The sequence below is a fragment of the Clostridium sp. ZBS2 genome, from assembly GCF_023845855.1.
Lineage (GTDB): Bacteria > Bacillota > Clostridia > Clostridiales > Clostridiaceae > Clostridium > Clostridium aquiflavi.
On record NZ_JAMQIF010000029.1, the window covers coordinates 13721 to 37422 of the forward strand.

General features: G+C 25.9%; 23 protein-coding genes and 2 pseudogenes. 19 read left to right on the forward strand and 6 right to left on the reverse strand.

Annotated elements, in window-relative coordinates:
• Positions 1–1242, reverse strand: a complete 1242-nt coding sequence (locus NG918_RS15040; RefSeq protein WP_252213599.1) for a glycoside hydrolase family protein — start codon at positions 1240–1242, stop codon at positions 1–3.
• A gap of 157 nt (positions 1243–1399) precedes the next feature.
• On the opposite strand from NG918_RS15040, the gene NG918_RS15045 reads away from it, so the two are divergent.
• Both NG918_RS15045 and NG918_RS15050 read left to right on the forward strand, forming a co-directional pair.
• The gene (locus NG918_RS15045; protein WP_252213597.1) at positions 1400–1921 is read left to right on the forward strand and encodes a DUF6652 family protein; all 522 of its coding nucleotides are present in this window, start codon (positions 1400–1402) and stop codon (positions 1919–1921) included.
• A 76-nt stretch (positions 1922–1997) separates the two neighbouring features.
• Positions 1998–2312 carry a hypothetical protein gene (locus tag NG918_RS15050; RefSeq protein WP_252226866.1) on the forward strand — a complete coding sequence of 105 codons (315 nt, stop codon included), beginning with the start codon at positions 1998–2000 and terminating at the stop codon, positions 2310–2312.
• Positions 2313–2951: 639 nt separating this feature from the next.
• Here NG918_RS15050 and NG918_RS15055 read toward each other — a convergent pair.
• Positions 2952–3755 (reverse strand): CAP domain-containing protein, encoded by an 804-nt coding sequence (locus tag NG918_RS15055; protein ID WP_252226869.1) that lies wholly within the window; start codon positions 3753–3755, stop codon positions 2952–2954.
• Positions 3756–3955: 200 nt separating this feature from the next.
• Between NG918_RS15055 and NG918_RS15060 the strand changes: the two genes are divergently transcribed.
• The 14 genes and pseudogenes from NG918_RS15060 (at position 3956) to NG918_RS15125 (ending at position 15334) form a co-directional block, all read left to right on the forward strand.
• A complete protein-coding gene (locus tag NG918_RS15060) occupies positions 3956–4117 on the forward strand; it encodes a hypothetical protein (RefSeq protein ID WP_252226871.1) in 162 nt (53 codons plus the stop codon).
• Positions 4118–4151: 34 nt separating this feature from the next.
• A complete protein-coding gene (locus NG918_RS15065) occupies positions 4152–4400 on the forward strand; it encodes a hypothetical protein (RefSeq protein WP_252213589.1) in 249 nt (82 codons plus the stop codon).
• Between the two features lie 130 nt (positions 4401–4530).
• Positions 4531–5055, forward strand: coding sequence for a hypothetical protein (locus NG918_RS15070; RefSeq protein ID WP_252226873.1), 525 nt, complete (start codon positions 4531–4533; stop codon positions 5053–5055).
• Between the two features lie 58 nt (positions 5056–5113).
• Positions 5114–5467: a DUF6547 family protein gene (locus NG918_RS15075; protein ID WP_252226875.1), complete on the forward strand. Its 354-nt coding sequence runs from the start codon at positions 5114–5116 to the stop codon at positions 5465–5467.
• A gap of 103 nt (positions 5468–5570) precedes the next feature.
• Positions 5571–6083, forward strand: a complete 513-nt coding sequence (locus NG918_RS15080; RefSeq protein WP_252226877.1) for an adenylate kinase — start codon at positions 5571–5573, stop codon at positions 6081–6083.
• Positions 6084–6291: 208 nt separating this feature from the next.
• A complete protein-coding gene (locus NG918_RS15085; RefSeq protein WP_434062232.1) occupies positions 6292–7851 on the forward strand; it encodes an AAA family ATPase in 1560 nt (519 codons plus the stop codon).
• A 442-nt stretch (positions 7852–8293) separates the two neighbouring features.
• Positions 8294–8992: a class I SAM-dependent methyltransferase gene (locus NG918_RS15090; RefSeq protein ID WP_434062231.1), complete on the forward strand. Its 699-nt coding sequence runs from the start codon at positions 8294–8296 to the stop codon at positions 8990–8992.
• 26 nt (positions 8993–9018) lie between these two features.
• Positions 9019–9186: pseudogene (locus NG918_RS15095) on the forward strand (GrpB family protein); the annotation flags it as partial.
• A 38-nt stretch (positions 9187–9224) separates the two neighbouring features.
• Positions 9225–9455, forward strand: a complete 231-nt coding sequence (gene hepT, locus NG918_RS15100; RefSeq protein ID WP_252213580.1) for a type VII toxin-antitoxin system HepT family RNase toxin — start codon at positions 9225–9227, stop codon at positions 9453–9455.
• A 315-nt stretch (positions 9456–9770) separates the two neighbouring features.
• Positions 9771–10295 carry an RNA polymerase sigma factor gene (locus tag NG918_RS15105; RefSeq protein ID WP_252213578.1) on the forward strand — a complete coding sequence of 175 codons (525 nt, stop codon included), beginning with the start codon at positions 9771–9773 and terminating at the stop codon, positions 10293–10295.
• An 11-nt stretch (positions 10296–10306) separates the two neighbouring features.
• The gene (locus NG918_RS15110) at positions 10307–10732 is read left to right on the forward strand and encodes a PadR family transcriptional regulator (RefSeq protein ID WP_252213576.1); all 426 of its coding nucleotides are present in this window, start codon (positions 10307–10309) and stop codon (positions 10730–10732) included.
• A 99-nt stretch (positions 10733–10831) separates the two neighbouring features.
• Positions 10832–12127 (forward strand): FtsW/RodA/SpoVE family cell cycle protein, encoded by a 1296-nt coding sequence (locus tag NG918_RS15115; RefSeq protein ID WP_252213574.1) that lies wholly within the window; start codon positions 10832–10834, stop codon positions 12125–12127.
• Positions 12128–12381: 254 nt separating this feature from the next.
• Positions 12382–13011, forward strand: coding sequence for a PilZ domain-containing protein (locus tag NG918_RS15120; RefSeq protein ID WP_252213572.1), 630 nt, complete (start codon positions 12382–12384; stop codon positions 13009–13011).
• A gap of 274 nt (positions 13012–13285) precedes the next feature.
• Entirely contained in the window at positions 13286–15334 is a 2049-nt protein-coding gene (locus tag NG918_RS15125) for an N-acetylmuramoyl-L-alanine amidase (RefSeq protein ID WP_252226881.1), read from the forward strand.
• 50 nt (positions 15335–15384) lie between these two features.
• Here NG918_RS15125 and NG918_RS15130 read toward each other — a convergent pair whose 3' ends face one another.
• Positions 15385–16623 carry a S41 family peptidase gene (locus tag NG918_RS15130; protein WP_252213568.1) on the reverse strand — a complete coding sequence of 413 codons (1239 nt, stop codon included), beginning with the start codon at positions 16621–16623 and terminating at the stop codon, positions 15385–15387.
• Positions 16624–16890: 267 nt separating this feature from the next.
• On the opposite strand from NG918_RS15130, the pseudogene NG918_RS15135 reads away from it, so the two are divergent.
• Together NG918_RS15135 and NG918_RS15140 are read left to right on the forward strand one after the other, a co-directional pair.
• Positions 16891–17073, forward strand: a pseudogene (locus tag NG918_RS15135) (DNA alkylation repair protein); the annotation flags it as partial.
• A gap of 14 nt (positions 17074–17087) precedes the next feature.
• Complete coding sequence (locus NG918_RS15140; RefSeq protein ID WP_252213566.1) at positions 17088–17972, forward strand: potassium channel family protein; 885 nt, start codon at positions 17088–17090, stop codon at positions 17970–17972.
• Between the two features lie 147 nt (positions 17973–18119).
• Here NG918_RS15140 and NG918_RS15145 read toward each other — a convergent pair whose 3' ends face one another.
• The 3 genes from NG918_RS15145 to NG918_RS15155 all read right to left on the reverse strand — a co-directional run bounded on the left by NG918_RS15145 (position 18120) and on the right by NG918_RS15155 (position 21413).
• Positions 18120–19025 carry a carbohydrate ABC transporter permease gene (locus NG918_RS15145; RefSeq protein WP_252213564.1) on the reverse strand — a complete coding sequence of 302 codons (906 nt, stop codon included), beginning with the start codon at positions 19023–19025 and terminating at the stop codon, positions 18120–18122.
• On the reverse strand, positions 19025–19891 hold the full coding sequence (locus NG918_RS15150; RefSeq protein ID WP_252213562.1) for a carbohydrate ABC transporter permease: 867 nt from the start codon (positions 19889–19891) through the stop codon (positions 19025–19027). The genes NG918_RS15145 and NG918_RS15150 overlap by 1 nt, the downstream gene beginning before the upstream one ends.
• Positions 19892–20120: 229 nt before the next feature.
• Positions 20121–21413 carry an ABC transporter substrate-binding protein gene (locus tag NG918_RS15155; RefSeq protein ID WP_252213560.1) on the reverse strand — a complete coding sequence of 431 codons (1293 nt, stop codon included), beginning with the start codon at positions 21411–21413 and terminating at the stop codon, positions 20121–20123.
• 477 nt (positions 21414–21890) lie between these two features.
• On the opposite strand from NG918_RS15155, the gene NG918_RS15160 reads away from it, so the two are divergent.
• Complete coding sequence (locus NG918_RS15160; protein WP_252226890.1) at positions 21891–23660, forward strand: methyl-accepting chemotaxis protein; 1770 nt, start codon at positions 21891–21893, stop codon at positions 23658–23660.
• The last annotated feature ends 42 nt before the right edge of the window (positions 23661–23702 follow it).

Sequence of the window (23702 nt, forward strand, 5' to 3'; positions counted from 1 at the left end):
TTAATGGGTAGAGTCATATATTCCATATAAGCACATATTAACTCTAGCTTTGCATCTTTTAGTTAATCCTTCGGAAACTGAATTATTAGCTTTATTCCAACTCATTAACGCAGATGTTATTCTATCAGGATTACCACTTATAACTGCGTTAAGTGTGACACATTTTCCGTAAAGTAAATCTCCTGTACCAGCATTGTATCCAATATCACAAATACAATCAAATGCTTGTTGTGATAGTGAAGCACCCTTTTCATTTAATACTGATTTAACTTCTTTTGCAACTTTATTTATTTCTTGTTTTAACCATGTTAATGCTTGAGATCTTGTACATGTACTAGATAAGCCATTTGGAAAAGCTGAAGAATTAACTTGGTAAGTAGTTCCATATCCTATAGTCCAACATGATTTATTACCAGGATAATAAGGATCTTCATAAGCATGATCATAAAAAGCTTCCCATCCCGCTATGAATTTAACTAAGTCATCTGAAATTAAACCATCTCCAGATACAGCAGAATTATTTGCAACACCATTTGAATCTATTGACCATCCATCAATTGTAGTATTGCAAGCCATTTTACCATCTGAATATAAGTAATACCATTTTTCATTTAATTTTATCCAACCAGTAGCCATTTCACCTGTATAATGAGTATTACCATCCTTTTCAGTCTTCTTTGTGTATAAGTAATACCATTTAGAATTAATCTCAGTCCAATCAGTAGCCATCTCCCCTTGAGGATGAGTAACCCCATATTTTTCAGTTTTATTAGGGTATAAAAAATACCATCTAGAATCAATTTCAATCCAACCAGTAGCCATTTCACCTTTAGGATAAGTGATACCATCTTTTTCAGTTCTCTTAGAATAGAAGTAGTACCATCTAGAATCAATTTCAGCCCAACCGGCAGCCATTTCACCTTTAGGATGAGTAATCCCATCCTTTTCAGTTCTCTTAGAATATAAGTAATACCATTTAGAATCAATTTCAATCCAACCAGTAGCCATTTCGCCTGTATAATGAGTATTACCATCTTTTTCAGTTTTTTTAGGATAGAAATAGTACCAGATTGAATCAATCTCAACCCAGTCAATATCCATTTTGCCATTACGTTCATTTAAATGAAACCATCTTCCATTTTCATCTTTTACCCAGCCTTTAACTAAAGTTCCAGCTTTGTAGCAATACCATTTTCCATTTTTTTCTTTCCAATCTAACATTTGTACATCATTTCCTTTCATATTTGAATTGCTAATCATATACTAAAAGGAGTTTTTTCTTAATTTTGTAAACTTTAATTTTAAAATAATATGTAAATTAAATATCTTAAGTGTGAATTTTTGACTTTTATATATAAATTAACTATTATTTATATATAAATGAAAAAGGAGTTAATTAATGAAAAAACGTATTTTACCAATAATGTTGATAATATTGACTTATTTAGTGATATTGATCACTTTTAAGGGGAATTATAAAGGGGTTTTAGCAAATCTTAATTTAATTTTTTTAGTTCTTTCAATTATATTTTTTATATCTAATATGATTTATCCATTTATACTAGCAAAGCATGGAGAGAACAGTACTACATTATTATTTTGGGACATGCTTCTTAAATTATGTAATATACCAATTTATATTGTAGTTTTTATGTTCGGAAGTATTATGATGATTTGGCCATTGGGATTTGGAGTAGTTATAGCACTCTTTTTGGCTATTTTTGATTTTATTATGTTACTTCCATCTTCTATGTATGGTATTAACGGAATAGTTCAAGCCTATAGAGAAAAGAAAATCACTAAATTAACAGCTGTAGTAAACTGTATTTTACATTTTCTTTTTTGTTTGGATGTTATAAGTGCTATAGTTATGTTTTGCATAGTAAAATCTAAAAGCAAAATCAATAAAAAAGTTCTTTAAAAATTAAATAATTTAATATTAAAAGATGCTTTATAAGCATAATAAGTGAATTTATTGTAAGGAGGGAGGTGAGAATTTGAAAAAATTAAAACACTCGAAGATAGGTATTATATCCTTCATTCTCACATTAGTAATAATAATTTATATGATTGTTGTGACAATATTAGATATTGTTTGTGTTCTGCATAATCCGATTAAAATAATTCCACGTCACATAGAAGTACCAACTTTAATTATAATCTTATTTATTAGCTTTATACTGGGAGTTATTGCTAGATTTGAAAAAGAGTCAAAAAAAACATTACCAACTATTGCGATTGTTATAAGTGGGTTACTTTTAATTCCAGCTATAATAGGACTAATTGAAGGTATATTGGCCTGCACAGTGTGATGATTATTATGAATTTTTAGGTGATACAGAATGGGGTAAGCTTGAAAAAATTAGCATACAGGATAACCTTGGAATTTTACTGAATTTAACATTTGAAGTCTGTAGATTAACGTAAAAGTATTAAGAAGCTATATCATATATTACATATTTTTGTTATGGAAAGTCTAGGTTTTTTTATTTGATATGGTTAGTTCTTTTACTACTTCTTATAATTGAAATTCTATATATAACTAATAACATTATACATAGAAAATTAAAAAAATTTAATGAAGATTATTTTTTTAACAATAGAAAATAATAAGAAAGGTTTTATTTAAAATATGATATTACTAATAATAAAATTATTTATGGGACTAATTTTATCTTTTGTAGGAATAAAATTATTGAGTTCTAGTATGAAAGATGAGTATATAAAAAAGTTTAAAGTAATTATAGATAAAGTAAAATAGAATTATATATCCCCCATGTATAAGAGTTAACCTTATACATGGGGGGCTTTATTGTACTACTAGAGAATCTTTAGAAATTTTTTTAAAACTAAAAGAAGAATGATTAATAAATAAAAATCAATATAATAGTGTATTAAACTGTGTTTGTATGGATTTAACAAAATACAGTAAATACATCTAGAATTATATATTAATTGTTATTTGGGTTTGGTACATAAATATATTCTTGTCCATTTTTGTCTATGTACATATGCATATTATGTTCATTTCCGATTCTATTTCCAACCTTAAACATCTGTGTTGCAAAGAACACATTAGATCCATTATAAACACCTTTTTCTATAGAAAAACCATATTCACTAAAATCTGAATTTAACATATTAGCATTATGTCCAGATGATTCCTTCCACCCATCAAATAATTTTTGTGCTAATTCTTTTGCGCTTCTTTTTGTGTATTTATTATTAAAACACTTGTATTCAATATTTTCTGCATTTATTTGAGAATTAAATAATTGACGAGAATCTTGTCCATTATAATAATGAGAAAAATATCCATAGTTAGACATATGTTTTGATTTTTCTTTAGCTGAATTTCTAAGTTGATTTGTTTCAATTAATACAAAAACACCATTGCTTTTTCTATGTTTATTTATTAAATTAAGCATTTGGCTATCTACATTATTACAAAATTCTTCATAGCTTATTTCAGAGTCATCTATCCATTCACCATCTGAATCTATATAGTATCCGTCAATTGTTGTATCATGTGCCATATAACCATTATTGTAAAAATAATACCATTTATCATCAATAGTATTCCATCCTTTTGCATATGAGCTATCAGACTCAAACCACCATCCAATATTGTCATTTTTCCATTGGCCATAAACAGCCTCTTCTGCATTAACTTTTTGATTTGGTAAAAATAATATAATTCCTGTAAGTATAGCTACTGTTCCTAATTTAATTGCTTTTTTTAAATATGTATTCATAGTCCTCCTCCTGAAAATAGAGATTTTCTTTTAATTTATTATCAATATACATTAATGTAATAAATTAGTCAATTAACTCTTTTTATATATTTTACAAAAGGGGGAAATTTTTCTTGGAATTGAACGAAATTAAATATATACAACTAAAAGCAAATTAATAAAAAAGACTTACTAAGTAGCAATTTGAGAGGACGATAATAATGAGATTGTTTTCAAAAACATTACCTGAACTTAAAGGAATTCTATTATTATGTGATGAAGAAGATGGGTTGTACTGTGAAAGCGATAGAGGTATTGATCTTATTTTATCTGAAAGTGGAAAAAGTACTGTATTTAATTATTTGCCTCAATTAGGAAAATAATTGTATAACATACTAGCAAATTAGGAGGAATATTATGGGGAAATTAAAAGTCTATTTATATAAATTATTTTGGTTAGATAAATTTGAAGGGAAAAGTAAAATTCTTAACTTTGGAGCAAAATTTTTTATGTATTGTTATATTATATTAATTCCTTTAAATTTATTATTAAACATTATATCTTTGGATTTAGAAAATATAATATTTGGGTGTTTCTTGTTTATAATATATCCTATTATGTACCGTATTGTAATGGGATTTCAAAGATTAATTCATGGAATATAAAATTTTTATTATTGTGTACATAAAAATAAGTAAGATAAAATAGTGAACTATTATTTATAATTAAACATTTTAATTTTATTTTACTAAGCAAAGGCAAGAATATAAATATAATAAAACAGGAGAAAGAAATATGGATATTAGGGAATTTAGTTTATTAGAACATAATAATGTATCAGTAAATTGGGAAAAAGTAGAGGCGGAACTTGGGTTTGTAATATGTCAGGATGTAAAAGATTTTTTTTCAAGAATAGCTGGAGGTTATATAAAGGAAATAGTAGATTTTAAAGAAAATTATTTTTTTAACACAACGGGAAATTATGAGTATGATCACTGGATTTCATTTAATGAGTGTGAAGGAGAAATTGAACTATTTTTAATCACTCCAAAAAGTGAAGATAATATTGAGAATTTTATAATAAATGCTTTTAGAGAGTGGACTGGTGGCAATGATTTTGGACATAGAGTTTTGCTGGGGGATTTTGAATTTAACATTGGTGGAGTACTAATTTTGCTTAATAACGATAGTGGTGAAGTTGAATGGATGGACTGTGAATATGGATATTTTGATATTTATGAAGAAAATCCTAATGGTGTTGTTGCAAATAGTTTACAAGAATTTTTAGATAAATGTGTAGATAAGAGGTTAGATGATTAATAGATAAATAGTAACTATAATTTAAAAATATTTATATTGTTTTTGAGGAAGGTATGAAATGAATAGAGGATTATTATTATACAAAAAATTTATTGATGGTTTGATTAAATATAAAGAATCAATAGAGGCAAAATGGGTAAGAAACAATGGATATCCAAACACAAAAGAAAATAAAAAAATAAATATATTATTAAATTCATTAACATATGAGCAAAAGGAAATCATTGCAGGGATGATACAAAAAGCACGAACAGGTGGAATTCATGACACTTTAGCATATATGGATGAAATGGCAGATTTAAAAAGTTTCACTTTGAATCAGTATGGAGAAATTTATCCAATTGATATTTTTGAAAGTATGCATTTTGACTTCATATGTAGATGCGAAGGTGATTCTTGGCTAGACGAATAACTTTTTATTTAGATAGTATTTATACTTATAGATTTAGATAAGTATGAATTCGAAGTATAGGTTATTTATATAACCTATATTAGTATTAGGGGGTGAATTTTTAATGATAATTCTAATTGCCGGTAGTTCACATACAGGAAAAACACTTTTAGCACAGAAGTTACTTAAAAAATACAGTTATCCATATCTATCTATAGACCATTTGAAGATGGGTTTAATTCGCAGTGGACAGACTAACCTTACGCCAGAAAAGGATGACCTATTAACAAATTACTTATGGCCTATTGTAAGGGAAATGGCAAAAACCGCAATAGAAAACAATCAAAATTTGGTTGTTGAAGGGTGCTATATTCCTTTCGACTGGAAGGATGATTTCAGCGATGAATATCTTGAGCACATTCAGTATTATTGTCTTGTAATGACAAAAAAATATATTGATAATCACTTTTCAGATATTAAAAGATATGCAAATGTAATAGAGGGTCGCATTGATGATTTATTTTTAAGTCCAGAAATGATGATAAAAGAAAATGATTTCAATTTAGAAATGTGTAAAAAATATAGATGTGATTATATTCTGATTGATGACGAATACAAGGTAGATGTTGAACTATAATTTCCGTTTACCATAGAGATTATGAGAATAACCTCAGCCAGACAAATTCTAAATTTGTGGAGCTAGCTGAAGCACATTTGTGGAAATTTAAAATTAAAAAGCAAGTTTAAAAGAATGAAATTAAGCCAATGATATTAACGTGTCATTGGCTTATGTTATAATAATGATAAGTATAATGAAGTGAAAAAATATGAAGGGAGATGATATTTTGAATTTGTATTTAAACACTGATAAACCTTTAAAAAATTATAATGAGCTCTTTAATGAGGAGTATTTTGTAGATAAATCATTGATTATAAAACTATTAAATAAAAAAATAAATACAAAGAGTAAATATGTGTGTGTTACGAGACCGAGAAGATTCGGAAAATCTAGTGTTGCAGATATGCTTGGAGCGTATTATTCTAAAGCAGTAGATTCTAAGAATATTTTTGATAAACTTAAAATAAGCAAGACTTATGGATATGAAGAGAATTTAAATAAATATAATGTAATAAATATAAGTTTTAATACAATACCAGATAAAAACAAAACATATGAGGAATATATTAGAGTAATTCAAGAGGGTATAGTATATGATATAAAAACAATGTATCCTAATCTTGAAATTAAAAGTTTTTATAATATTAGCAATATGTTTAATGCAACAAATGATAAATTTATCTTTATATTTGATGAATGGGATTATATTTTTAATAATAATTTATTTGAAGAAAATCAAAATGACTTTTTAGAATTTTTAAGAAATCTTCTAAAGGATCAACCATATGTTGCGCTTTGCTATATGACTGGAGTTTTACCAATTAAAAAATATTCAAGTGGTTCTGCACTTAATATGTTTGATGAGTTTACATTTTTAAGAGATAGAAAACTTGGAGAATATTTTGGATTTACAGAAGATGAAGTTATAGCATTATGTAATAAAAATGGTGAAATAAATTTTAGAGAATTGGAGAATTGGTATAACGGATATACTACAGCTAGTGGAATTAAAATTTATAATCCACGTTCTGTTATTAAGTCATTAGAAAATAATTATTGTGAAAGTTATTGGACTAATACAGGGGCTATGGATGAAGTGTGTGAGTATTTGAAATATAACATTTTAGAAATTCGTGACGATGTTATAAAAATGGTTTCAGGTGAAGAAATTGATATAATAATAAATGAAGAATTTAGAGCAGGGCAAGGGGTTCCAAGAAATAAAGAAGAAATTTATTCAGCTATGATAGTCCTTGGATTTTTATCTTATTATGATGGATACTTAAAAATTCCTAATAAGGAACTTATGCAAGAATTTGAGAAAGCTTTAAGAGATGAATCTTTTGGATATGTATCTGAAATAATTGAAAATTCTAAGAGCATGTTAAAAGCCACTGTAAATTGGGATATAAAAGTTGTGGAAGAAATTTTACATGATATTCACAACTCGGAGATTCCAATACTTCAATATAATGATGAAAATAGCCTTTCATGTGTTCTAACTTTAGCGTATCTTTCAGCTAGGGACACATATAGAGTTGAAAGAGAGGAAAAGACGGGAAAAGGATATGCTGATTTTACATTTCATCCAAGAAGAAAGAATGATATTCCTTTTATAGTTGAACTTAAGAAAGATGAATTGCCAGAAGTAGCAATAAATCAAATTAAACAAAAAGAATATATAGAAAAGTTTAGAAATGAAAATAAGAGAAAAAAAGTGTTGGCAGTAGCTATATGTTATGATTCTAAGAATAAAGAACATAAATGTAAAATTGAAGAAATCTAAAATTAGAGATAGGCTAAAAAGTCTATCTTATTTTTTGTGTAGAAATTTTATCTATAAGTAATGATAAGGTTTATTTATTTAAGATAAGTATAAATTTAAGCTTATAAATTCCAAGTTGTAGATCAGTTTAGCTTTATAAAATTTTATGTTTATTTTATATAAAAATTTGATATAATATAAATAAAAAATACAGATAATAAAAAAGTAGAGTGTTGGAACACTCTACTAGATATAATTCTAGTTGCTTATGCAACTGGTATGACTAAATTTTTAGTTTGTAAAAATAGTAGCTTCCAATTGCGAGTCTGGGCTACTATTTTTTTGATATTTTATCTATAAGTAACACTATAAATGTTAATAGTGCTAATAAAAATAATCTACCAGTAAATAAATAGTAATTCATAAGTTAGTTAAATAGTAATTTGAATGGGGGGAACCATTTGTGAGTAAACATTCAGTTGAAGACAGTTTAAAAGCTTGGGAATTTAATGCCCAGTTTTGGGATAACTGCATGGGTGATGAGTCAAATCAATTTCATAGAGAAGTTGTAAAACCAAGAGTAAGTGAATTGCTTGATATTAAAGAAAATGATTTTATACTTGATATTGCCTGTGGAAATGGAAATTACTCTGCCTATATTGCAGAAAAAGGAGCAGATGTTGTTGCTTTTGATTACAGCTCAAAAATGATAACATTGGCAGAGAAAAGACAGTATAAGTACAATAATAAAATTGAGTTTCATGTTATAGATGCAACAAATAGAGATGAACTTCTCTCGCTTAAAAAGGATAAACCATATAGTAAAGTGGTATCTAATATGGCTATTATGGATATTTCAGATATATCTATTTTATTTCAATGTGTAAATTGCCTTCTTAAAGAAGATGGTATATTCGTATTTTCCACACAACATCCTTGTTTTGTGACTCTAACAGAGAAATATTTGTCTGCTAATAGTTATACTGGTGAGGCTATTTCAGGTCAGCCAGTATTACAATGTTATTATCATCGTTCATTACAAGACATATTTAATCTATGTTTTCAAAGTGGTTTTGTAATTGATGGTTTTTATGAAGAAAGCTTTGGAGTTAAAGAAAAACCAGATGTAATAATTGTTCGTGCAAGGAAATGCAATAGATAAATTCCAATTTGGAAGGGAGATTTTTGATGATAACTAAACACGTAATAGTAGAAGATTATAATCCAAAATGGAAAGAGAGTCTTGAAAGTATAAAAGATGAATTATTAGCAGTTTTATCTGGAAAAATTATTTCAATTGAACATGTAGGAAGCACATCTGTTGAAGGATTATCAGCAAAGCCAATTATTGATATATAAGTGAGCATAGATGCAATGCTAGTATAGCTAGTCATTTGATTTCTAGGAACAGATGGGGAAGACCAAAGGATAATAAGGAACACTTTGAAATATTATTTGATAATGGGATAATAGCTGAAGAAGATGTATTAATATATTTTAATATGGCTAAATTCAGGAATAGAATAGTGCATATGTATTTTGATATTAGTGATGAGATGATATATGATATTGTTCAAAATGATTTTGAGCGATTTGTTGGTAATATTGTAAAGAATGTTATATAAAATGATTTATATATGGATTCTATAAAGAGCTAAACTGATTTTTAATGAAATGGAACCTAGATGATGGACATACATAAAAAGTGTCTATTCCTATAGGTTCTTTTTTATACAGAGAGTTAATTCCTAATTTACACAAAATTATTTATTGTCCCTAATTATATAATTTTTTTATCCATTTCATTCTCCTTTAATGTTTGTTTGAGTTTTTAAATTTATAAAATAATTTTATTATATATTATAAATTATAAAAAAATTATTTTTATTGAAACAAAATTTAATATATAGGTATCATTATTAGTGTAAGGAGTGTGAAATGTGCAAGAAACAAATATTGAAAAATTAATTACTGACATATACAACAATACTTATGATGATGTATTAAGATATGTAGTATCAAAATGTAGAAGTAGTGATGATATAGCAGATATAATGCAAAATATATATTTGAATTTTTATAAAGCTTTAAAAAATAAAAGAGAAATAAAAGAATATAAAAAGTATTTAATAAGAATTGCAAGAAATGAAGTATATAAGCATTATGGATTATTAAAAATGTTTCAAAATCATATTCCAATATTTTCACTAAATGATGAGAAACAATTTAAAAACATTCAGGAGAATTTAAATATTGAATATAACTATGAAGAAGAAGCATTATGTGAGGAAATATGGGGGTATATAAAGAAAAAGGATATGCTTACTTTTAAGATATTTGTTTTATATTTTCAAAGTGATTTGAAAATAAAAGATATAAGTAAGAGCCTTAATGTAAGCGAGTCCACTGTTAAAAATAGACTGTATCGAACAATGAATAAAATAAATGAAGAATTTGAAATATAGGAGGGTGTATTTTGAATAAAGAGGATATAGTTAAAAAAGCAATTCACAAAGGATTAGAATCTAAAGAAGAAATATTACAGAATATTTTAAATGTAGTGAGAGAAGAGGAAAAAATAGAAAATAAAAAAATTGATTTAGAAATATTAATACTAGAATTAATTCAAAGAAAGGATATGTATGGATATGCAATAATTAAAGAATTAGGAATTAAGTCTAAGGATACATTTCTAATGCAAGAAGGTGAAATATATCCAATTTTACATTACTTAGAAAGAAATGCTTTATTAGAATCATACTGGATTCGTGAAAGTGATAATATAGATAAAAAATATTATAGATTAACTAGAAAAGGAAGAGGATATTTAAAATTTAGGGCTGAGGATACTAAAAACATTAAAATGTTAGAAAATATGGGAAAATTACAAAAGATAACATAAGTATATTTTAAAATAAGATACTTAAATAATAAAAAGTAGTTAAAGTGTTAATGTTTAATAAGTTAAAAATGAATGATAATCTGGTGAGGTGATGGAAAGATGAATATAAAAGATAGTGATGATATAAAAAAATATATTAATGATGTGTGTTCACAAGTAAAGAATAAAAGAATGCATAATGAAATAAGAGATGAACTAAGTGCACATTTAGAGGAAAAGACAAATGAATATATAAAATCAGGAGAAAAAAAAGAGAAGGCTTTAAAGAAAGCAATTAACGAAATGGGCTCTTCTAAACATGTAGGAAGTGAACTTAATATGCTACATAAGTCTAAGCCAGAATGGAGCATAATAGCGTTAAGTATTGGATTGGTATTATTTAGTGCTGTAATAATAAGGTTTTTTGAGTGGAATGTAGAACTTGAAAATAATCATATATCAAAGAATAATATTATATTTAGCATACTGGCCATATTTGTATTTATAATGTCATGCTTCATTGATTATAGGCAAATTAAAAAGTATTCAAAATATATTTATGCTATTGGTTTATTCTCTTTAGCTTATACTGTATTTTCAGGAATTCAAGGTTTTAATGGAGTAAGACAATGGTTACCAATAGGTGGATTAACTATAAATATTGGATATTTTGCACCAATAATAATAGTAATTGCTTTAGCAGGAATATATGATAAGTATGATTGGACTAATAAAAGAAAAATTATAATAGCTTTATTTTTAGGCTTATTACCATTGGTATTACTTGTCAGAACAAATTCACTATTTAGTTTTATTATTTATGGAATTTCATTGATTATATTAGTATATTTATCAAAATCAAGCAAAAAGATATTAGGATTATTTATTAGTATTGAAACATTAATTATGATTTTAAGCAAAATAGGTTTTGATACTATTTCAAATTTCATTGATAGAAGTAATAATATTAATGGATATGGATATATTTATAATCAACTTAAAATAATTAGAGATTCGTCAGTATTAATTGGAAGAGCTACTAACTTTGATAAAAATATTATTCCAGAGTTTTATATTGATTATATTCTTTCATATATAATATATAATTTTGGTTGGATAGTTGGAATTGTAATTATTACTTTAATTGGAGTATTAATAATAAGAATGATTAAAGTAGCAGTATGTGTAAAAAATACTTATGCTAAATCTTTAGTTTTAGGAGTTGTATCCATAATAACAATTCAATTTATTTGCAATGTATTAATGACTTTTGGAATTACTATAAGTGTGCATTCCCCTATGCCACTACCTTTTATAAGTTATGGAGGAACAAGTACCATTATAAACATGTTTATAGTTGGAATTATAATCAATGTATACAAAGGGAAAAATATATCTAAAATTGAAAAAATATAATGTTAGAATATGGAGTGAAAAGTAAAGAGACATTTAAGTTTAATGTGAAAAAATTTTAATAATATTATTTTTAAATAGCTTATTTAATATATATTTGATATTTTAATGTTATATTTTTATAAATTTTATAATTTATAAAATTTACTATTAATATTAGCAAATTTTAGCACGAGTATATATATGGAAATATTAATATTATATAGAAAATTATATTTATAATATTAACTATATATATTAGAAGGAGTTTAATAAGTTTGGTAATAAAAAATAGTATTGAATATTCTTTAGCAAAATTAACTTCTATTGATGAAAAAATAATAACTATGGGAATAGTTCAAAAATTCCAGAAAGATATTTTAATTATATGTGCTAATGAAAAAACGAAGTTAAAAGTTGGGGAAGAAGTTTTTATAAATATTTTTAATAATAATCAAGGTATCTCCATATACAATGGTATCATAAATAATATATTAAAAAATACTATAGTGGTTAAAAATATAAAGTTTTTACTAGATAAAGAAAGAAGAAATAACAATAGAATTATTGTAAATATACCTTTAAAAGTAGCTAAGATACGTAACATATGTGAAAACGTAATGCAGCTATCTAAACCTATTTTTATGACAAGTAAAAATTTAAGTATTAGAGGAATACTATTAGAGTGTGTTTTAGACATTCCAGAAGATATTAACTTTTTCATTGAATTACCTATAGAAGATAAAAAAATATATATAGAAACTATTACTAAAAGAAAATATGAAAAGGATAATTTATATTATTATGGATGTGAATTCATACTAAAAAATGCATCAGAAAATTATTTGTTAGAAAATTTTATACTTAAAAATTATAATACCAAATTTTTCAAATATTATCCAAAATAATTTTGAAATATATAAGTAAAATAAAATTTTATTATGAAATTTAGGACTATAAATTAAATATTTATGGTCTTTTTTTGTGAATTTTTTGTATAAGTAAATAAATTTCAAATTAAGAATTCTTAAAGCCAAATTACAATACCACTTAATCTATTGCATATATCCACGCATATTTAAAACGTAGTCTTAATAAAAAATTAATATATTACAAGGGAATATTATGTAGTTAAAACATGTATTTAGTGTTAAAATATAACATAAAAGGGGATGAATAATATTGAATATTAAGAAGAAACTTACTATTGTTATATTTGCTGTTGCAATAATGTTTATTGGTATTCCAACAATGAATGTACAAGCTGCAAGTAATGATAATAAAATAATATCAGATAATGATGTAACAGTAAAAGAAGCTAAAAATTGGGCTAAATCTAAAGGTGCAACTAAGACCTTTATTGGTTTAGCAGATTTGTATTGGGAATATGCAGAGGATTGTGGTGATGTAAATCCAGCAATAGCATATGTACAATCAGCTAAAGAAACTGGATATGGTAATTTTACTGGTGTTTTAGATGAAAGTTATAATAATCCGTGTGGGCTTAAGACAGCAGCAGGTGGAGATGACAATGATAAAAATGCCCATGAAAAATTTGATAATTGGGATGAAGGAGTACAAGCTCACATGGATCACTTAGCATTATATGCAGGTGCCAAGGGATATCCTAAAAGTGACAGCTATGATCCAAGAAATTTTAGAACTATAAAAGGAAAAGCAAAAACAGTTAAAGAATTAAGTGGTGTTTGGGCTCCAAGTTCTACATATGGTAAAGAAGTAAATGCTCTTTATAATGATTTATTAAGATATTCTGGAGCGAAAGTAGAAGATAGTGATGATAAAGGTAATTCATCAAATGTATTACCTAATCCAGCAATTCCAGAGAATAAGCCTAGTTTACCCAATATAAATGAAGTTACTAATAATCAAAATAGTGATAATGTTAATATTTCATCTAATATTGGTTGGAAATATGCAAATGGATATTGGTTATATTATAAATCAGATAATACAAAGGCTAATGGATGGATAAATCCAGATGGAAATTGGTATTATTTAGATCAAAATGGATATATGAAAAATGGTTGGATAAACTTAAATAACACTTGGTATTACTTAAAAAGCTCAGGAGCTATGGCAAAAGGATGGCTTAACATTAATGGTACATGGTACTATTTAAAAGATAGTGGGGCTATGGTGAATGGACTTAATAAGATAAACAATAAAATATATTATTTTGATAATAGTGGTTCAATGAAAGTTGGTTGGGAAAAAGTCAATAATTATTGGTATTACTTCAGTTTAAGTGGAGATATGCAAATAGGTTGGTTAAATATTAATGGAACAAGTTATTATTTATATGACACTGGAGCCATGGCAAAAGGCTGGATTAATGTTGATAACAATTGGTATTTCTTAAATGATGATGGATCATTAGCAAAAGGTTGGATTTTAAGCAATGGAGATAATTATTATTTAGATGGAAATACAGGAAAAATGATAGTAGATAGTGTGATAGGTGGATATGTTATTGGTTTAGATGGTAAGAGATTGGGTTTATCTTCTGATAAAGAATCAAATAAGTATAATGATAAAAATAAAGACAAAGATATGAAGAAGGATAATGATAAAAATTCAGAAGAGAAAACAATAGTTATAGATGCAGGTCATGATTATGGAAAAGATTATGGATCTGAAAATAAAATCGATGGAACAACTTATAGTGAAACAGATTTAAATATACAAGTTGCATCTAAACTTAAAAGTGAATTAGAAGATAGAGGATTTAATGTAATAATGACAAGAAAAGCTAAAGAAAGACCATCTTATGGATCTTTAACAGCAAGTCTTTCTCATAAAACAGATACTGCTAATGATGAAAATGCCGATTTCTTTATAAGCATCCATCATAATTCAGCAGTAGAAACTGCTAAAGGGGTTGAGACTTATTATAGCACTGCACCTAAAGATGATAAGTATGGTGGGAATTTAGATTATAATAGACTTGAAAAAAGCAAAAAAATGGCTAAAGTTATAAATGATAGTATTGTAAAAGTCATAGATACTAAAAATCGTGGAGCTAAGAGTGATTCTGAACGTACATTATTTGTACTTAGAAATACTAATATGCCAGCAGTCTTAGTTGAAGTTGGATTTATAACCAATACTGAAGAAGCAGAGAGATGTGCAGATTCATATTATCAAAAGAAAGTTGCAAAGGCAATTGCAGAAGCAATTGATGAAAATTTTAATATAATATCAAATAAATAATATAACCTCATAAATAGTTTTAATCACAATAACTATTTATGAGGTTTTAATTAATTTATAAGTTCTATAGCTTTTTGAATTGAGTTATCATCTTTTAAATCTAAAGTTTTTGTAGCATCAATGATTATGTCTGGATCTGTTCTACATTCAAAATTGCAACTGCCATCAGCAGCTAATCCCATTTCTTTAGGAAACCTAAAGATATAACCACTATTAGGAAGAACTGCTATTGCAGGGTCAGAACCAATGCCATCTCCACCAGTTTTTTCACCTATTAATGTAGCAAACTTAGTATTTTTTGCAAAGCTTGCAAATGCTTCTGATGAAGAAAAAACATATTTATCTACTAGTAAATATATTTTACCTTTAAAATCAATAGGGTTTTTTGGTGAAATATTTATAGTGTCAGCAGAGTAATATTTAAAATCTTCTTTTAATTCTTTAGGAGGATTTGTTAGTTTTTCTTTATCTATATCAGAAATAGAATTAAAATTTTTATAGCCACCATTCCATCTACATTGAACAAATTCCTCAGTTAAATTTCCGCCTCTGTAAACTGTGTAATTTGAACTACTCAAAGGCTCATTTATTAAAGCAGGGACAAGATTGTCAGTCCAATAACGTGTATCTCCACCACCATTACCTCTTATATCTATAATTAATCCTTTATAGTCTTTTATTTCTTTTAAAAATGGAAGTATAATTTTAAAATCATTTTCTATATTAAAACTATTAAGTGATTTTATAGACAGATAAGCAGCTTTACCTTCTTCAAATATTTTAGTATTTATATTATCTTTTGTTATCTTATCTTTATTAGATGAAGATAAATCAGAATTTTTATCATTTGAATTAAAGGCATATCTTTGAAGCACTTTATGTTCATTTAATTTTTTTACCCATGCTTTATTAGATTTGCGATCTTGCTCATATAAAGCTTTAAGGCGAGAAAATCTTTCTTTGGAAATCATATCAGTATGTCCATTGTTAAGATCAGATAAAACTTTTTCTAATGTATTAAAAAAGTCTATATCATCAGTAGTATTTTTTATCATAGAAATATAATCATCCTTTTTGGATAACCAATCTAAATTATTCATTCTTTTGTTAACTTCAAAATAAGGATAGTTTTCTTCTAGAATTTTATACATATATTCAAAATCCTCTAATTTTTCTTCAGTACTTAATGGTTTTAAATTTTCAGTATTACTTAAAGTAGGAGTACTGGGACTACATCCTATTAAAAATAACATTAAGGTAGATAGAAGAATTGTAAATAGTCTTTTCATAAATTATTATCCTTTCAATAACTAAAATTAATATTTAAATAATATATAAATATTATACCTCTAAATTAAAATAATGTAAAAAATGGAATAAAATATAATATGTTGTCAATTTAAATGAATATGTTGACATTATCAATGTATATAAGCATTTAACAAAAATACAGTCTAAAATAAAGGAATATTTTCCTGTATAATATAATGTAGATAATTAAGGAAAAAATTTAGAAAGGAAATTTATATATTATGGATAAACAGTATATAAAAGAAAAAATATTTGAAGCTTGGGCTATTTCAATATGTTATATTAAATATCCTGAAAAAACTATGAAATATTTAAAGAGTAATGAATTAGATGATTTTACTTATAATAAAACTCTACAAAAAATTATAGAATCATATAGAGTTAATAAAGATGAAAAAAATATAATTAGAAATATGAAAAGAAGATAGAGTAGGAGAGTTTAATGATGGGTAGAATCTTTATGATACTAACTACAATAATAGCAATAATTATTATATTTTTAAGAAATCTTAATAGAAATGTTAGTATATATAAAAAAATCAAAAAAGTATTAAAGGAGACCAATAGAACGTACAGAAATTTATTTAAAGAAAAATCTTTATTACTTAGAAATGGTCAAATTATTATGTTAATAGGGGCAGAATTTTTTATAAGTATAACAGTATCAGTAGGTATAATTAAAAATTTTGACTTATTTTTAGCACATAGATTGGATTTATTAGTTAAATTGGTACTTATATTAGGAATAATAACTGTAATACATTATTCTGTTGGATATGTATTATTAATTATAAGTAGAATACATGCTATATTTCATAGAGTTGAAGACAAAACTACTAAGATAGACTTGCTTTTATCTTATTTTATATTAAGTTCATATTTTACTATATTAATATTGTTACCTGATGAATTTAAAAAGAATTACATAATAGGATTGTTAGGAGTTGTCATATGCTACATATTAAATTTAAAGGTACTTGTTAATGTTATAAGAAATCCAGCAACTCTTAAAATAAAGGAAGAAAATAGTTTTAATAGTATACTAGTGTCAGCTATATTAATAATTATACTTATAATAATAAATTTATTTTTAGGTGTTTGCTTTATAAATAGTATTTCACCAGATTCTTATACAAATGTAAGTGGTAATATTGATCTATTTTATTATACAATAATGACATTTACTACAATCGGTTATGGGGATATAGTGCCAGTTACAGTAGAAGCTAAACTTATGGCTGTGGTTATAGCTATAACGAGTGTAATATGTATAGGTATATTTTTAAGTACAATATTATCTTATACTAATAATAAAGGTGAGAATTGAGAGTGGAAAGTGGAGAGTAAATAAAAAAATTTTTTATTGGAATTTTAAAATATAATTTTTAAAGAAGATATTTAGGACTTTCAACCTGTAAATTCTCAACTCTCAACTAAAAAAAGGGCATAACGCCCTTTTTTTATACACATAATTTTATTTGATAGAGCCTTGAACGATTCCTTGAATAATTTGTCTTTGTACAAAGAAGTAAAAGATAATTATTGGGATAATAGCTAATATTAAAGCAGCCATTGCAAGTTCCCATTGTTTTGAGAAAGCACCAAAGAAATTATTCATAGCAAGTGGAATAGTGTTTATCTTACCATTGACAGTTAAGAATGGTAGCAAGAAGTCGTTCCATACCCATATTCCATTTAATACAGCTACAGTTACAGTAGTAGGTTTTAAAAGTGGAAGAATTACTTTAGTGAAAACTTTCCATTTACTACAACCATCTATGATAGCAGCCTCTTCAATTTCTTTAGGAATTCCTTTTATTACACCGTGGTACAAGAATATGCTCATACTTGATCCAAATCCAATATACATAAAGATTAATCCATAATGTGTACCTAACATGCTAAAATTAATGGAATCGATGCCTAAAATGCCCATCCATTTAACAAGTGGTAACATTACAGCTTGGAAAGGAACTACCATAGCAGCAACAAATAAGTAAAATATAATTTTACTGGCCTTAGATTCATTACGAACTAAAACCCAAGATGCCATTGAAGAAAATAAAATTATTAAAGCAACACTTATAACAGTTATTATGATAGAGTTGATGAAAGCACTAGTCATATGCATTCTATCAATAGCGTCTAAGTAATTGATAAAGTTCCATGTAGATGGTAAACCAGTTGTATTTACAAAGATTTCTCTTCTAGTTTTAAAAGAGTTTATAAACATTAAGTAAAAAGGAGTTAGATAAATTATTAATGCAATCCATGTTAGTATTTCTAATACGCCTAATTTACGGCTATATCCATTTAATGTTGATAATTTTTTGGCTTTTTTAGGTGAACTACTAGTGTTTTCTACAACATTTGTTTTCATTATGCTTCTACCTCCTTCTTTTTATTAAAGTACACTTGTGTTAATGAGACAGCAGTTACAAATATAAAGAAAATAATAGCCTTTGCTTGTCCTACGCCCATGTTGTTTACTAAAAAAGCTTCCCTATATATATTTAAAGATAACATTTCAGTTGTCTTTGCAGATGTTAAAGAGAAATTTAAATCAAACATTTTAAATGAATTAGCTAATGTTAAGAATAAACATACTGTAATTGCAGGTCTTACCATAGGAATTGTAATATGTTTGAAGGTTTGCAAGCCATTAGCTCCATCAATATGACTAGCCTCTAATAAATCAGTAGGTACATTTTCAAGGGAAGCAACATAAATAACCATTATATATCCAGCATATTGCCATGAAGCAACTATTAACATTGCAAACATTGCTGTACCAGGATTTTGTAATAGTGAAGTTCCTAAGAATGATGAACCTATGTTTTGGCCAATTGAAGTAAATACAGAGTTGAATAAAAATTGCCATATAAATCCTAAAATTAATCCACCTATTAAGTTTGGCATGAAGAAACCAGTTCTTAAAATATTCTTAGTTTTTAAATTTCTAGTAACTATATATGCTAGTCCAAACCCAATTAAATTAATAGTAATTACGCTTGCAATAGTATATAGAATTGTTATTTTAAATGAATAAAGAAATTGAGTATCTTTCCAAATACTTAAATAATTTTCAAATCCAACGAAACCATATTTTGGATTAGCACCATTCCAGTCTGTAAATGTGTAATAAATACCCATAAAGAAAGGGATTATTACTACCATGATAAGAGAGAACAAACATGGACCTATAAAAAGCCAAAAGTCTCTTTGTTCTTTACTATTCTTTTTCATATTTTCACTCCTTTGTAATAAAAATCACTATATATACAAATACAACTTATGTGTAATTAATGCTATATGTAATGATAAACATCCATAAGGTAAAGTAATCTCCTTATGAAGTTAATTTTTAGCTCTGTTTTAAATGTGTGTTAATATATGCAATAAGTTCAATTACTAAGTTCACTTTGCTTATGCATATATCAACACTCTGCTAAAACAGAGCTAAATTTAAAAAACATTATTTAGTAGCATCTTGTAATTGTTGAAGCATTTGATTTTTATCAATTTCTCCTCTGGCAAATTTAGAGAATACAGGTCCAATATTATTCATTGTGAATCCATCAGGAAGATTTGTGAATGCCCAAGGAATAGTCTTACCAGCTTTGTTGAATTCAACTATAGATTTAGCTAATTCATCTTCAGGTTCAACTGTGAAGTTTGTGAATGCAGGAATCATCTTCATATCTTTTACTAGAGAATTTTGTCCAGCTTCACTAGTTACCATCCAATTTAAGAAATCTTTAGCTTCTTTATTAACAGCTGAATCTTTATTAACAACCCAGTACATAGGTACTCCAACAGGAATACTTCCACTTATTTTTGGATCATTGTTAATTGCTAATGGAATAAAACCTTTAGGAAAGTTTGCGTCTAAGCCAGCTAAATCTTTACTAGTCCAGTTACCTTGATGTAAGAAAGCAGTTTTGTGTGATGCTCCAAAGTTACCAACTTGAGTAGTATAATCTATTGTATCTAGAGTAGCACCCCCGCCATATTTAACAAGTAATTCAACTAAGTTCATCCAATCTTTAAAATATTGATTATTAACAAAGTCAGCTTTTCCATCAATATAATCTTTAACAAATTGAGTAGGATTATCTTGTACTGCTAAAGGAATATTGAAAGTATGGTTACCAGTAACCCAAGTTTCTTTAGTTGTATAAGATACTACATTGTCTATTCCTAATTCAGCTTTCATAGAATCTAATTTTTCAAATGTAGCTTTTAATTTATCAAAAGTATCTATAGAAGCAGGATCTATTTCAGCTTTATCTAAGATATCTTTATTATACATTAATCCATAGCCTTCAGTTGCAGCAGGCATACCATAAACCTTACCATCAACTGTAACTGTATCTAATGTACCATGAACTGCATCTTTTACCCAAGGTTCAGTAGTTAATTCATCAATTTTATGTTGCCATACACCGTAATCTCCAGCACCTTGAATCATGAATATATCGGGTTCAGTACCTTTTTGGAATTCAGCTTTTAGTGCAGCACCATAATCAGCACCACCACCAACAGAAGTTATATCTACCTTAACACCTGTTTCATCTTCATATTTTTTAGCAAGTTCTTTTAATTGATCATTGATTTCAACTTTTAATTGAAACACTCTAACTGTTTTTCCTTTTCCATCCTTTTTAGCACTATTTCCAGCATTAGATGATGAACAACCAGCTACTGTACCTAATAGAAGTGAAGCTGCTAATACTGTTGATAATGTTTTTTTCATTCTTAATTTCATTTTGTACCCCTCCTATAAAATAGTTGACTATATAACCATATATGGAAACGATTCCGAAATATATGTTACTAAATTATATACGAATAATATTAAATATATGCCTATCTTTTTACCTTTAATTTATATTTAACATTTGAATTCGTTTACTATGATTAGAAAAATAAAAATATTAATAAAATATATCGGAAACGATTCCTAAAAACGATATAAGCTTGTACCAAAAAACAATATAAATCGTTTTCTTAAATTAAGTATATCATCACATATTTTAATTTTCAAGTATTATACAAGGGAAAAATTTATTTTATTATAAATAAATTGAATAATTAAGATAAAATTCACAATTTAGAAAATATTGAAAAATATTAATTGAAAAAGTGGAATTACAATGATAATATAATAATTGGAAACGGTTCTAATTATTATATTATTTAAAATTTGATAAATTATACTTAAATAATTAGAAGGGAATATTACATGAAGAAAAATATATTTTATACAAAGAGTAAAAAAGAGAATTATAAAAAGAATATTGGGTTTTTAAAAAGTTTAAGTGTGAAAGTTAAATTAAGAGCTTCATATATAATATTATCTTTATTAATATTTTTAATAGCATTAATCTCTATTAAAAGCATAGATACTGTGAGTAGAAACTCTAGTAGAATCTACAATATAAATTTTAAAGTTATACAAACTATAGATAATATTAATTCAAATATAAAAGAACTTGATTCATATTTTATGAATATATTTATGAGTTCTGACACTAATGAGAGTTATAAATATTCTAATAAAATTAAAATATTATTACAACAAACAAATACATTTCTAGAAAATTACGAAAATATAAATACTTCAGAAATTGAAACAAATAAATTTGTACAATTAAAAGATGACATAAATAATCTGGAAAAGTATTCTTTAGATATATTAAATTTAATAGATTCTGGAAAAATAAATGAAGCAAATGAAATATATAATAAAGATATGCTTAGAATGAAAAATAACGTTTATGATTTATTAAAAACACTCATTAATTTATCTGAAAGTAATGCTGAAAAATGTGATGTAGAAAATAATAAAATATTTAAATCAGTTTCAATAATGACTATAATAATAGCTTTAATAGGATTAGCTACTTCATTTATATTAATATTTCTAATAGGCAGACTTATAATAAATCCTTTAAAGGAAATAGAAAATTTAGCAGAGAGAATGTCTAAATATGATATTTCAGAAAATATAGATTTAAATAGTGAAGATGAATTTGGAAGAACTGGAAAATTATTAAATAGATCTCAAGAAAATATTAGAGCTTTGATATCATTAATAATTAGAGAATCATATGATTTAAGTTCATTAAGTGAAGAATTATCTGCTACTGTACAAGAAGTAAATTCAAAAGTAGAATTGGTAAATACATCTACAGAGGATATAAATAATTCAATGAAACAAACTAGTAAAACTTATAGTGAAATAAATAATTCTATTAGCAATGTTAATAATAATATGGAAAAATTATATCATAAAGCAGAAGATGGTAATATTAATTCAAATAAGATTAAAAGTAAAGCAATTACAATAAAAAAAGATAGTGAAAAAGCACTAAATAATATATCCAATATATATTCAAATAAAAAAGCAGAAATTTTAAGTGCAATTGAAGATGTAAAAGTAGTAAATGAAATTAAAAAAATGGCTGATATAATAGATAATATTTCAGAGCAAACTAATCTTTTAGCATTAAATGCTTCAATTGAAGCTGCAAGAGCAGGAGAAGCTGGAAAAGGATTTAGTGTTGTTGCAAATGAAGTAAAAAGATTAGCTGAAGAATCATCAAATGCAGTAAGTACGATTAAAAATACTATAAATAAAGTTGAATTATCAGTTAATAATTTATTAGAAAGTAGCAATGATATATTGAGTTTTATAGGAAGAGATATAAATAAGAATTTAAATGACTATTCAGAAATAAGTAGTAAATATATTGAGGATGGTAATTTCATGAGTGATATGTCAAATGAATTAGCAATATTATCAAAAGAAGTAGATTCAAATATGGGAGAAGTAGGCAAGTCTATATATAACATAGGAATAGATAGTGATAAATCAGCTAAAAATATTGATAATATTAAAAATAGTATAAATGATACATCACTTGCAATGAAACAAGTTTTAATGGCAGCAGAAGAACAAGCTAATATAGCATTAAAAATTGATGAGCTTATTAAAAATTTTGTGGTTTAAATAAATAAAAATAAGTAGTTGATGTTGTGTTTTAGAGTGATG